Below are 12,137 nucleotides of genomic sequence, written 5' to 3' on the forward strand. Positions count from 1 at the left end.
AATAACTCATTTCTGGTATTTTGGCTATTTTTATTGCGGCTCTATTATGATTCTCTAGAGTCATAGGCGTACGATACTCAAGGCCTACTTTTCGTAAAAAACTTGTTTTTATTAAGGTTGACATAGGACACGCATAATTGATTACGCCCGAAAAAAATTGGCTGATCAGTCAATTAAAACAACCGCTCCTGGAAGATCTATGCTTACTTAAATGGTGTTGTAGCGCGCAAAGTCTTTATGTTCGGTTTTTTCCAGATTTTCTTTCGGCAAGGATTTGAAATAGTCATAGGTGATCCTTAAACCCTCCCGGCGATTCACCTTTGGTTCCCAGTTTAAAAGGGACTTTGCTTTTGTAATATCCGGTCTGCGTTGCTTTGGATCATCCTGAGGTAGGTCCTGGTAGACAATCTTTTGAGAAGTTCCCGTCAATTGGATAATCTCTTCACAAAATTGGCGAATGGTGATCTCGTCCGGGTTACCAATATTCATGGGCAAGGAATAATCACCCATCAACAAACGATAGATGCCTTCGATCAGATCATCTACAAAACAGAAAGAACGGGTTTGGCTGCCGTCACCGAATATGGTCAAATCCTCACCCCTTAATGCCTGACCGATAAATGCTGGCAGAACACGGCCGTCATTCAAACGCATTCTCGGTCCATAGGTGTTGAAAATTCTAACAATTCTGGTTTCAACGCCATGAAAAGTGTGATACGCCATGGTGATCGCTTCCTGAAATCTCTTGGCCTCATCATAGACTCCTCTTGGACCGACAGGATTTACATTTCCCCAATATTCTTCAGGCTGTGGATTTACATTGGGGTCTCCATACACCTCTGATGTTGAGGCGATTAACATTCTGGCTTTTTTTGCTTTGGCAAGACCCAATAAATTATGTGTACCCAATGATCCCACTTTAAGGGTCTGGATAGGTATTTTTAGATAATCGATTGGACTGGCAGGAGACGCGAAATGCAGGATATAGTCTAAATGACCGGATACGTGGACGAATTTGGAAACATCATGGTTATAAAACTCAAAGTTCTCAAGTTCGAAAAGATGTTCAATGTTTGAAAGATCTCCTGTGATTAAATTATCCATTGCCAATACATGATAATTTTCTTGAATGAAGCGGTCACAGAGATGTGATCCAAGAAATCCTGCGGCACCGGTAATTAAAATTCTTTTACGTGTCATTAGTATAGCGTTTTTGTTTATCTTATGATCAAATGTTTATCAAGCAAGGGAAACTATAATGGGTTTTGAAATAATGTTTCCTTTGAAGTGAGTTTCTTTAGCTCGTTTCTATTGGGGAGACAAACAAGCCCCATGGTATATTAAATCTAGTTCAGCTTTCAGTTGAAATCATTTAGCTGTTGTGGCCTTTTTAGATGATAAATCCTCAAATTCCCCTTTAATATGATGACACAAATTATCACCAATTTAATAGGATTGGCAATGGCCCTTTAAGGCCAATGTTTATGAACTTGTGTGCTGCTGCATTTTCCAAACAAGATTCAAACCGGCATTCTTAAGGTATTAGTGGTTAAATAACACCGGATTAAGCCATCAAACATAATCTCTTATACACTCAAAAATATCCAGGTATTCCTCCCAAGTGTCATGATAATTCATGTAGTGATCGTTCCTATGAGAACTTAGCCGTGTTACTGTAAATAAACGGCTTCCCATACCGGTTTTATTAAGATCCAATGATGCTTAGTAGTAAAGGGCTATTGGCTGAAGATCAGTTAAAGGATACCTTAGCTAAAAGTAAATTATCGGCAATAGCTCATTATTTACCTTGACAACTCCTAATGATCTAGTGATATGAATTATAGTGATAATGAAGCGATAGGTGTTCTTTATGATCGAATATGGCAGTTGTCACCGGATTATGAAAATCCAGAATCTTTTGATGCGCTAACTTTGCTTACCACTGAGCTCATTGAAGCTTATCAGGCAACCGGTAGATTGGATTCTGATCCTTTTTTATCTACCCAGGATAGAATTTTAAGCATTCAAGAGGATAAATTAAACGAAAAGCTTTCAGGCCAGATTTGTCTGGTCACCGGTGGATCCGGATGCGTGGGCTCCTGCCTGGTAGAGATGTTGCTTAAATTCGACATTGAATCTGTAATTGTTTTTGATAAAAAACCCTTTGATAATCCCTTGATGCATGATGATAGGTTAGTTTTTATTGAGGGTAACATTTGCGATGAGCTAGGTTTAAAATCCTGTTTTGATCATTACCTTCCAAACTTCGTATTCCATACCGCTGCACAGAGGAGCCCGGGTTATGCTGAGAACAATGTAGTTGAGGCGATAATGGATAATGTATTTGGTACTTTAAATGTAGTGAGGGCATGTGAGGAGACATCTTCTGTAAAGCAATGCGTATTTTCTTCGACCGGTAAAGCAAGCAGGTATTTCACATCAGAGGTATATGCCGCAACCAAGAAACTTTGTGAATTCATATTAGATGCCCATTCTAAGAATAGCCACGTACTGTATTCAATGGTCCGCTTTACGCATATTTTGGATAACAGTTTAATGAATATTGAATTCAAAGATGTAGATAACGCTGACCATTTTTCCATTCACAGCCCGGGTAAATATGTTACTGCCCAGAATGTGTCAGAGGCTTCCTGCTTAATGCTGAATGCCCTTATCCATGCACAGCCGGATAAATCGGTTTTTTTGATCGTCAAGAACCTGGAGTGGCCGGTAGAAAGTCTCGAAGTCGCCCTATATAATATATTAAAAAATCGGAAACAGATACCCGTGACCTTTAAAGGTAATCCCTTGGGGTATAGAGAAGGATTTTTCAGGGGACAGTTAGATTGGGCAGAACCGCATGAACTCAACTTACTGATCAACGTATATGAAAATCGAGGTAAAAAGGTAAATGATGAAGAAGATATTATCATTTCCGGAATATTGCCTGTAAGCAAACAGCTACTGCTGACCCGTCTTGCTGAATTTAAGTGGAGTGAAAATGAATCTGCTGCGAGAAAATGGTTGATGCAAACCCTGAAGACTTGCGTTGCAGATTCCTTGAAAAATGTTGACTCGCGTGATACGCTAAACATTTTGAAATGGGGTCTTGATCCAAATCATCCGGATTTTGACGAAATACATGATGATAATTTTAGGGAAATTATTAACCTGTTAACCCATACCCTAATCGGTACAGAAGAATACAAATTAGTAGAAAAGATAATCGGCGGTTCCAAATATGAACTCAATACACATTAAAAGTAGTGCTGCCAGTGCAATTGGGTTAATTGCAATCAGTGAATTTCCAAAGGAATGCTGCGGTTTTTTCTGGGGTGACAAAAATGCTATTCGCCTAGCAAAGGAAGTGAAAAACAATTCCTTTGAAAATAAAAGCGAGTCATTTAGAATCAGTGATGCAGACTATTTATCAGCTGAAGAATTTGCTGAGAAGAATAATGTACTGCTATTAGGGGTATTTCATTCTCATCCCAACCAGCCTGCACTCCCTTCCCGGGAAGACCTGGATTTTGCCATGCCGAATTTCGTGAATATAATCGTTTCAGTAGGTCGGGAAGGAGTAAGGGAAATGCGGGCGTGGGTGTTGAAAGAAGATGAACAACAATTAACAGAGATCAAAATTAAAATTAATTAATATGGCAACAATACTTATTCCAACACCATTAAGAAAATATACAAACAACCAGTCCAAAGTATCAATACCGGGCGCAGATATTTCCGGAATCATCAGTAATCTAGTTTCCACCCATCCGGAAATAAGAAAGCATTTGCTGGATGGGGCTGGAGGAGTTCGTTCATTTGTGAATGTATTTGTTGGCCAGGATGATATTAAAAGTCTAAATAATCTTCAAACTGATGTGAGTGAATTCTCAATTATAAGTATAGTTCCTGCTATCGCAGGGGGCAATTATAAGGGAGAATGATATGAAACAGATCAATTTTTCTCCTCAGGAATATTCCCGGTATAACAGGCACATTATTATTCCGGACTTCGGATTAGCGGCTCAGGAAAAGCTATCTGCATCTAAGGTACTGGTCGTTGGCGCTGGCGGCTTGGGTAGTCCGGTTTTACTATATCTAGCGGCAGCTGGAATAGGTACCATCGGAATATTAGACTGTGACGTTGTCGAAGATAGCAATTTGCAGCGTCAGGTGATTTTCGATATTAATGCGGTGGGTAAATCAAAAGCTGATGAAGCGATGCGCAGGTTAAGAGCACTAAATCCATACATTAATATTAAGGTGCATGATATCAAGCTCACCTCTGAAAACGCTTTGGAAGTATTAGCAGATTATGATGTCGTTGCAGATGGAACCGATAATTTTCCAACTCGGTACCTTGTTAATGATGCCTGTGTTATTCTCAGCAAAGTAAATGTTTATGCTTCCATTTATCAGTTTGAAGGTCAGGTTTCTGTATTTAATTATTTAAATGGTGATGGCAGCCGCGGCCCAAATTACCGTGATCTCTTTCCGATTCCTCCAGATCCGAGCACCGTCCAAAATTGTTCGGAGGCGGGGGTATTAGGTGTTTTGCCAGGAATAATAGGAAGCATGCAGGCACTTGAGGTAATCAAAGTGATCGCAGAGGTGGGGGATGTTCTGAGCGGAAAGTTCTATACATTCAATGCCCTGAGCTTTGAATCAATGACCTATAACATCAAAAAAAATATGACCAACGATTCAATCCTCAAAGGCGGACTAATTGATTATGAGCAATTTTGTGGCGTTTCTGCTATTGAAAAGAAAATCAAAGAAATAACACCTATTGAGTTAGTAAACTGGCAAAAGCAGGGATTAGATGTACAGCTTGTCGATGTCAGGGAATTCTCGGAGTATGAATTTGTCAACATCGGCGGTGAGTTAATACCACTTTCCACCCTATTGGATAACCGGGAAAAAATTTCCAGCGATGCGCGAGTTGTCGTTTTATGTAAAATGGGCGGCCGGAGTAAATCGGCCATCAGACTTCTGGAGGAACGCTATAGTATGAACAATCTATATAGTCTGGAAGGCGGAATCATAGGTTATATAAGAGAAATGGAGTTGGATCTGCCTATTTATTAGGCAGATCTGGTTTCATCAAAGGGGTTTGGATTACTAAAGTTTTTAAGCGTATGGTATGACTAATTTTTTCGAACGAACAAGTTTTAAGAATGCCCGGCCTGATAATTATCAGATAGCTGCTGGATGATCTCGATCGATTCGCAGCCCAGCAGTTAAGCCTACTACGAAGCGAATCCGTTTGCTTATCATCTCCTACAGATACTAACCAACCATGCTATCTGTGATTCTTTTAAACCCAACCGATCTTACTGTGTTGATGATTGAAGCTTTGTCATAACCACATTCTGCCCATAGTTCCGCCTGTTCGCCGTGCTCGATGAACTGATCAGGAATACCCAAACGTATCACTTTTGAGTTATAACCATTGTCAGCCATGAATTCAAGTACTGCTGACCCTATTCCTCCTGGCAATGCGCCATCTTCTACAGTGATGACATGCTTATACCTGCTAAAAACCTCGTGCAAAAGATCTTGGTCCAAAGGTTTTACGAATCGCAAATCGTAATGTGCTGGATAAATGCCCTCACTGTTTAGTTCATTACGTGCCTCTACAGCGAAATTTCCAACATGACCAATAGTCAGCAAAGCTACATCATCTCCGTCACAAATTTTTCTCCCTTTCCCAATTTCCAAAGCCCTGAAAGGCCTTTTCCAATCTGGCATTACGCCATTTCCACGGGGGTATCTGATCACGAATGGCCCCATGTTTTCTTGCTGCGCGGTATACATCAGGTTTCTCAACTCTTCCTCATTCATCGGTGAGGATATGATCATATTTGGAATACATCTCATATAGGGAATGTCGTACGCACCATGATGTGTAGCCCCATCTGCTCCCGCTAAGCCGGCCCTGTCCAAACAAAACACAACATTGAGCTTTTGAATAGCTACATCATGAATTACCTGATCGTAAGCCCGTTGCATAAAACTGGAATATATATTGCAAAACGGAACTAAACCCTGCGCGGCTAAACCGGCAGAAAATGTTACTGCGTGTTGTTCCGCGATGCCCACATCGAAAGCACGCTTTGGCATTGCTTTCATCATGATATTCAATGATGACCCAGACGGCATGGCCGGAGTGATGCCAACAATTTTTGCATTCGACTTCGCTAATTCTACCATTGTGTGGCCGAAAACATCTTGATATTTCGGAGCCTGAGGTTTAATTGGAATACTTTTCTTGATCTCTCCAGTTATTTTATCGAAAAGCCCCGGCGCGTGCCAAATGGTTTGATCTTTTTCAGCAAGTGCAAATCCTTTTCCCTTAACGGTTACACAGTGTAATAATTTTGGGCCGGGTATCGCTGATAAATCTTTTATGGTTTGTGCTAAGCGTTTCACGTCATGTCCGTCAACGGGGCCGAAATATCTAAAATTTAGCGCTTCAAACAAATTGCTTTGCTTTAAAAGCGTTCCTTTTATACTCTTCTCAATTTTCTTGACATATTTATGCGCATTAGGACCAAGTTTAGAAAGCCCTGCCAAAACACTGGAAATATCGTCACGGAAACGATTGTAAGATTTTGATATGGTAATACTTGTCAGATATTCTTTTAAAGCCCCAACGTTAGGATCGATTGACATACAGTTGTCATTAAGGATCACCAGCACATTGCTATTTTCAATCCCTGCATGATTGAGTCCTTCAAAGGCCAATCCTGCTGTTAATGCGCCGTCGCCAATAACTGCCACGTGCTGCCTGTCTTTTTCCCCTTTTAGTTGAGAGGCAACCGCCATGCCCAACGCAGCCGAAATCGAGGTGGATGAGTGACCTACGCCAAATGTGTCATACTCACTTTCGGAGATTTTTGGAAAACCGCTTATGCCTTTGTATATGCGGTTGGTATGGAACAAATCCCTTCTGCCCGTGAGTATCTTGTGGCCATAAGCCTGATGTCCTACATCCCATACTAATTTATCGTAGGGAGTATTCAGGGCATAATGTAAAGCAACCGTCAGCTCGACAACCCCTAGGCTGGACCCAAAATGGCCACCGTTTACGCTCACAATATCAATGATATATTGCCTTAATTCTTGGCTTATTTGTTCTAAGTCAGACTCGTTATGTTGCTTTAAATCAGCAGGATAGTTGATTTTAGATAATAGGGGGCCAGCTTTAACTTGCATTCAGATTTGGGTAAAAAACAAGATACAAAGTAAGGGATTTTTGTTCTAATACAAAAGAAAAATCGTCATCCATGAATTAGGGCCTGTCGACCGAGGTTTCGAAAAAAGATTCTTTAAGAATAATCAAAACAAGCTGATTGTAATGATGTATTATTAAAAATACATGTCTTGCGATTATTGTAATTATTATCTACATTTGACATACGTTCTTCGACAGGGTATCTACTCTGGTCTACTAAAATTTAATACATGTCAAATAATATTCAACTTAGTAAAAAAAGAAACCATGCAAAATATAACGCACTCAACACCAGTAATTAAGTTAAACAGGATTAAGATTGGAGATAATATCGTTGATGAATACAATTCCCAAGGAAGAGTGGTTAAAATCAGAAAGTCTGTAGTCAATAATCTAAGAGAGTATTTATTTCATTTAGATTCAAGACAAACTATTTATATTTTAAGCAGTTCATTTTAACCGCTGCGTTCAATCGCTTTTTAAACTAAAATATCCAGCTGCTATTTGGTATTTTTGTATCAATGCAAACAGATAATTTTGAAATCAAACTTCCTGTATTCGAAGGTCCCTTTGATTTACTTTTATTCTTTATCGAACGTGATGAACTGAGTATTCATGACATCGAGATCTCAAAAATCACTAATGACTTTTTGTCTTACATTCATCAGTTGTTTGCTCTGAATGTGGAGGTAGCCAGTGAGTTTATTCTCATAGCGGCTAGCTTGATGCGCATTAAGTCTAGAATGTTGTTGCCGCGGATCGAAATAGATGATGCAGGTAATGAAATTAGTTCCGAGCAAGATTTGATTGATAGGCTGATTGCGTATAAACAGTTCAAATCAGCTGCCGAAGAAATGAAAGTCCTAGAGCATAGCAGAATGTTACAGGAAAGGAGGGGGAATATCGAACAGGATCTGATTTTAGTGGCAGCATCTTCTTCTCATCAGGATGAGCTACTGTCGCTTGATTTGTATAAGTTGCTCACTGTTTACCACCGGACAGTCGAAAAATATAGCTTGCGGGTGGAAGAGGTTAAGCATACTGTTATCCAGTATCCATATACCATTGAGCAGCAAAAATATTTTATCTCAAACCTTTTGGAGATCAATAAGCAGATCGACTTTGCGATAGTGCTTAAAAATTCAGAAAACAAAGTGCATTTTGTCTATAATTTTCTTGCAATTCTGGAGATGCTTCAGCAGCAAATAGTGAAAATTACCATTGGTAGCGGTTTCAATAATTTTGAGGTTAAATCACTTCGCTAACCTGATTGTTTACCACTCGCTTTAGGCCCGAGGACAGTAGATCTGCAATCATTTAGAATGGACCTCGTTCTTAACGCTTAGAGAATCGGTAATTCATGATGAGTCATCCCAGGCTTGAGCACTTAATTTCCCCTGATTGGGTTACTGCCTTAAAAATTAATTTGTTACTTTTGCAGAAAAATACCAAACCTATATAAGGATGAAACGCGATACCCAGATTTTTGAACTTATTGATAAAGAACTTGACCGTCAAGAGCACGGATTAGAACTTATCGCATCTGAAAACTTTGTAAGCAAGCAAGTGATGGAAGCTGCTGGTTCTGTACTTACCAACAAGTATGCTGAAGGACTACCAGGCAAACGTTACTACGGCGGATGCCAAGTTGTAGATGTCGTTGAACAGATAGCAATTGATAGAGCAAAGAAATTGTTCGGTGCATCGTGGGTTAATGTTCAGCCCCACTCAGGTGCACAGGCGAATGCGGCTGTTATGCTGGCAGTGTTGAAACCGGGGGATAAAATATTGGGGTTTGACCTTTCGCATGGTGGGCACCTAACACATGGTTCTCCTGTTAACTTCTCTGGTAAACTGTACCAACCATTTTTTTATGGAGTAGATAAAGAGACCGGCTTAATTGATTATAAAAAGCTGGAAGAAGTTGCCTTGACAGAAAGACCAAAATTAATCATTTGTGGCGCATCTGCATATTCACGTGAATGGGATTATGCTTTCATCCGTTCAATAGCAGATAAAATCGGTGCTTTAGTTTTGGCAGACATTTCACACCCCGCTGGACTGATTGCAAAGGGATTGCTAGCTAACCCGCTTCCTCACTGTCATATTGTGACCACCACGACGCATAAAACCCTTCGAGGTCCGCGCGGTGGTATGATCATGATGGGGCAGGATTTTGAAAATCCATGGGGATTGAAAACACCAAAAGGAGATATTCGGTTAATGAGTAATTTACTTGATATGGCTGTTTTTCCCGGAACACAGGGTGGTCCTTTGGAGCATATTATTGCCGCTAAGGCAATTGCATTTGGCGAGGCACTAACCGATGAATACGATACTTACATTAAACAGGTTGCTACTAATGCCCAGGCTATGGCTAAGGCTTTTGTGGCCAAAGGATATGGAATTATTTCAGGGGGTACAGATAATCACTTGATGCTCATCGATCTGAGAAATAAAAACATCACCGGCAAAGCTGCTGAGAATGCCTTGGAAAGAGCAGAGATCACCGTGAATAAAAATATGGTTCCTTTCGATGATAAATCACCGTTCGTAACCTCAGGCATTCGTGTTGGTACAGCTGCCATTACCACTCGTGGATTAAAGGAGGCTGAAATGGAAAAAATTGTTGATCTCATCGACCAGGTGTTAACCAATCCTGATGATGAGATGAATATCAATGCAGTTAAAGCTGAAGTTGTAAATTTGGTTAGTGCGTTTCCACTTTACAGATAAAAACATTTTTCTGACTTGATACCTAAAAGCAGCTTCATTAATTTGAGGCTGCTTTTATTTTATAGATCTAAATTTTTTCACAAATGCTAAGTTTTGAGCATATAAAATTAAAGTGTTTAAAAAGTAAAGGGCCGATATTCTTTTGAAGAAATATCGACCCTTACCATCTAAATTAACGCTCTCAAATATATAAACCGCGTAATACAGAATTTGTTTTAGCAAAAGGAAAAAAATCATTTTTTTTCAAAACATCCCAAAGTCGATGGAAACACACGCGGCATATTGGCCAAATCCAAGCTTAAGTAATTTCCATAAAACGCATCAGACCGAAGATCATATCCCCTCTTTAATAGAGGGCTATTATCTTGCAGTTGAAAATTCTCCATTCCTTCTGAGATGAATTTTGGATCATCATTTAGCAGATTGCCACTACTGGCATAATTTCGCTGTGATGATTTTATAAGATTATTGTAGATCGTTGAACTGACGACAGCACTAGATTTGTTTTGTATATCCAACTCATTTTCTAATGATCCCCAAATGATATTATTGGTTAGATTCAAATTGAGATTGTTATAGGATTCCGCGGAGATGAAGTCTGATAAGGTTACTGCAGCAGTTTTACGGGCAAAATTTGAATTAAAGCCTACAAATGTATTCTGCTTTAAATTGAAATTACCACCACCAATCCCGTAAATCAGGTAATTCCCGCAATTATATAATAGATTGTTGAATGCAATCAACTCCGAGTGATGTCCTATATAGGCAGCTACCTGCATGTTTTTAATAATGCTATTACTGACAAGCAGTTTAGGACTGGTATTGGTTGATAGGGAGTCCGAGGTTATTCCCACAATGGCGTTCATTATCCTGGCATGTTTAATTATAGCAGATCCTGTTTTTTGTATCAATATTCCATTCCATTGGCCTGGTTCACTGGAATAAATTCTTTCAAGGCGGTTTCCTGAAAAAATGATAGGCCTATCCAACAAACCATTAACTATTAAGCTGCCTTCAACATTTAGCCTTGCATCTTTATGAAAGTAAAGCCTTGTACCAGGCATAAGGGTAAGAGAGATACCATTCTTTACAGTTGCTGTCCCACTAATTATATAGGGCAATCCTTCAGTCCAGGTAGTATTTACCTCAATAGATGGATTGTGAATGAAGACGGCATTCTGACCATAGGCGAGTAGCTTTATAGATTGTCTGCTGCCATTGGTATTTAGTAAAATCGAATCTTCAACTAGAAAGGGTTGAATCTTGCTATTCGGATCTATGCTGACTTTAATGAGAATACTAATGGAATCCCCCGCATTGATCACAATATTATTTTTCTTATTTGTGCGCTCTCCATTAATATTGATGTTAAATGCAGAGGTGTCTCCGTTTGCCAGCCTGATTTCAGAGATATTGACGGCTTTACCGTTCCTATTTCTGATTTTGACATTTTTAAAAGTTGACGAAACCGAGGTGAATACCGTATCAAAAGAAATATTTTGTTCAGAAAAATCAAGTGTTACGTTTGAATCCGCTGTAATTCGCTCGTCTTTCCTGCATGCAGCAAGGGTGAGTATTATGATGACCAAGTAAGTGATTTTTCCCATCAATCAAACTTAGATATTTTTTTAATTTTTAGTTCCGACTTTTATGTAATTGTCTTATCGCGGCCTGTTTTATTCGATTTTTGAGAAACCTGGTGCTGATTGAGAAGTCAATCTCAGTATTCGTTTTTAATATCATCTTTTATAGTATGCGTTATTGAGTGACCATGTGTTTATAATAGGATAAGATTAAAATTCCTCTTTTAGCAGCGCTTTTAAAATGATTGCTTATTGATATTTATAGTATTATAAGGGTCTGATGAGCGCTTAAACATACAAGTAGTTTAGATGTTTGACTTAATGTGTTATTTTTTTGGTCTGACGATCAGTGTTTTATAAAAATCTGTTTCGATTCTTTGATTAAAGGTTTGCCGGGAGCGGATTTTTTTCTACTTTTGCATCCCGCTTCGGAGGAAACGGTTGCATTGAAAAGCCGGTTGGTTGATAGATGAGAGTGGAAAGGCCAAAAATTTACTTTAAAATAAATTTGCGGAAAAGAAAAAGATCGCTACCTTTGCAGCCCGGTTCGGAAGAAACGGGAAGCCGCCTGAAAGAGCGGC

General features: G+C 39.3%; 9 protein-coding genes. 6 read left to right on the forward strand and 3 right to left on the reverse strand.

The window, feature by feature from the left end; all coding sequences use genetic code 11:
• Positions 1 to 207: 207 nt before the first annotated feature.
• Complete coding sequence (locus tag OQZ33_RS02970; protein WP_265797553.1) at positions 208 to 1,200, reverse strand: UDP-glucuronic acid decarboxylase family protein; 993 nt, start codon at positions 1,198 to 1,200, stop codon at positions 208 to 210.
• A gap of 633 nt (positions 1,201 to 1,833) precedes the next feature.
• Between OQZ33_RS02970 and OQZ33_RS02975 the strand changes: the two genes are divergently transcribed.
• Genes OQZ33_RS02975 through OQZ33_RS02990 form a run of 4 tightly spaced genes read left to right on the forward strand, consistent with a single transcriptional unit; the run spans position 1,834 to position 5,088 of the window.
• Positions 1,834 to 3,261 carry a polysaccharide biosynthesis protein gene (locus OQZ33_RS02975; protein ID WP_265797554.1) on the forward strand — a complete coding sequence of 476 codons (1,428 nt, stop codon included), beginning with the start codon at positions 1,834 to 1,836 and terminating at the stop codon, positions 3,259 to 3,261.
• Complete coding sequence (locus OQZ33_RS02980) at positions 3,242 to 3,655, forward strand: M67 family metallopeptidase (RefSeq protein WP_265797555.1); 414 nt, start codon at positions 3,242 to 3,244, stop codon at positions 3,653 to 3,655. Before OQZ33_RS02975 ends, OQZ33_RS02980 begins: the two co-directional genes overlap by 20 nt.
• A gap of 1 nt (position 3,656) precedes the next feature.
• Positions 3,657 to 3,944 (forward strand): MoaD/ThiS family protein, encoded by a 288-nt coding sequence (locus tag OQZ33_RS02985; protein ID WP_265797556.1) that lies wholly within the window; start codon positions 3,657 to 3,659, stop codon positions 3,942 to 3,944.
• A gap of 1 nt (position 3,945) precedes the next feature.
• Positions 3,946 to 5,088 carry a ThiF family adenylyltransferase gene (locus tag OQZ33_RS02990; protein ID WP_265797557.1) on the forward strand — a complete coding sequence of 381 codons (1,143 nt, stop codon included), beginning with the start codon at positions 3,946 to 3,948 and terminating at the stop codon, positions 5,086 to 5,088.
• A 201-nt stretch (positions 5,089 to 5,289) separates the two neighbouring features.
• On the opposite strand, the gene dxs is transcribed toward OQZ33_RS02990, so the two are convergent.
• A complete protein-coding gene (dxs, locus tag OQZ33_RS02995) occupies positions 5,290 to 7,218 on the reverse strand; it encodes a 1-deoxy-D-xylulose-5-phosphate synthase (RefSeq protein WP_265797558.1) in 1,929 nt (642 codons plus the stop codon).
• 540 nt (positions 7,219 to 7,758) lie between these two features.
• On the opposite strand from dxs, the gene OQZ33_RS03000 reads away from it, so the two are divergent.
• Both OQZ33_RS03000 and glyA read left to right on the forward strand, forming a co-directional pair.
• Positions 7,759 to 8,502, forward strand: a complete 744-nt coding sequence (locus OQZ33_RS03000; protein WP_265797559.1) for a segregation and condensation protein A — start codon at positions 7,759 to 7,761, stop codon at positions 8,500 to 8,502.
• 199 nt (positions 8,503 to 8,701) lie between these two features.
• Positions 8,702 to 9,973 carry a serine hydroxymethyltransferase gene (gene glyA, locus OQZ33_RS03005; protein ID WP_265797560.1) on the forward strand — a complete coding sequence of 424 codons (1,272 nt, stop codon included), beginning with the start codon at positions 8,702 to 8,704 and terminating at the stop codon, positions 9,971 to 9,973.
• Positions 9,974 to 10,206: 233 nt separating this feature from the next.
• Here glyA and OQZ33_RS03010 read toward each other — a convergent pair whose 3' ends face one another.
• Complete coding sequence (locus OQZ33_RS03010; protein ID WP_265797561.1) at positions 10,207 to 11,580, reverse strand: hypothetical protein; 1,374 nt, start codon at positions 11,578 to 11,580, stop codon at positions 10,207 to 10,209.
• Positions 11,581 to 12,137 lie beyond the last annotated feature (557 nt).

The sequence above is a fragment of the Pedobacter sp. MC2016-05 genome (assembly GCF_026239735.1).
GTDB lineage: Bacteria > Bacteroidota > Bacteroidia > Sphingobacteriales > Sphingobacteriaceae > Pedobacter.

Bases quoted from the DNA above. Each gene is read 5' to 3' on its own strand.
- OQZ33_RS02970 (WP_265797553.1), bottom strand. From the start codon at position 1,200: ATGACACGTAAAAGAATTTTAATTACCGGTGCCGCAGGATTTCTTGGA.
- OQZ33_RS02975 (WP_265797554.1), top strand. From the start codon at position 1,834: ATGAATTATAGTGATAATGAAGCGATAGGTGTTCTTTATGATCGAATA.
- OQZ33_RS02980 (WP_265797555.1), top strand. From the start codon at position 3,242: ATGAACTCAATACACATTAAAAGTAGTGCTGCCAGTGCAATTGGGTTA.
- OQZ33_RS02985 (WP_265797556.1), top strand. From the start codon at position 3,657: ATGGCAACAATACTTATTCCAACACCATTAAGAAAATATACAAACAAC.
- OQZ33_RS02990 (WP_265797557.1), top strand. From the start codon at position 3,946: ATGAAACAGATCAATTTTTCTCCTCAGGAATATTCCCGGTATAACAGG.
- dxs (WP_265797558.1), bottom strand. From the start codon at position 7,218: ATGCAAGTTAAAGCTGGCCCCCTATTATCTAAAATCAACTATCCTGCT.
- OQZ33_RS03000 (WP_265797559.1), top strand. From the start codon at position 7,759: ATGCAAACAGATAATTTTGAAATCAAACTTCCTGTATTCGAAGGTCCC.
- glyA (WP_265797560.1), top strand. From the start codon at position 8,702: ATGAAACGCGATACCCAGATTTTTGAACTTATTGATAAAGAACTTGAC.
- OQZ33_RS03010 (WP_265797561.1), bottom strand. From the start codon at position 11,580: ATGGGAAAAATCACTTACTTGGTCATCATAATACTCACCCTTGCTGCA.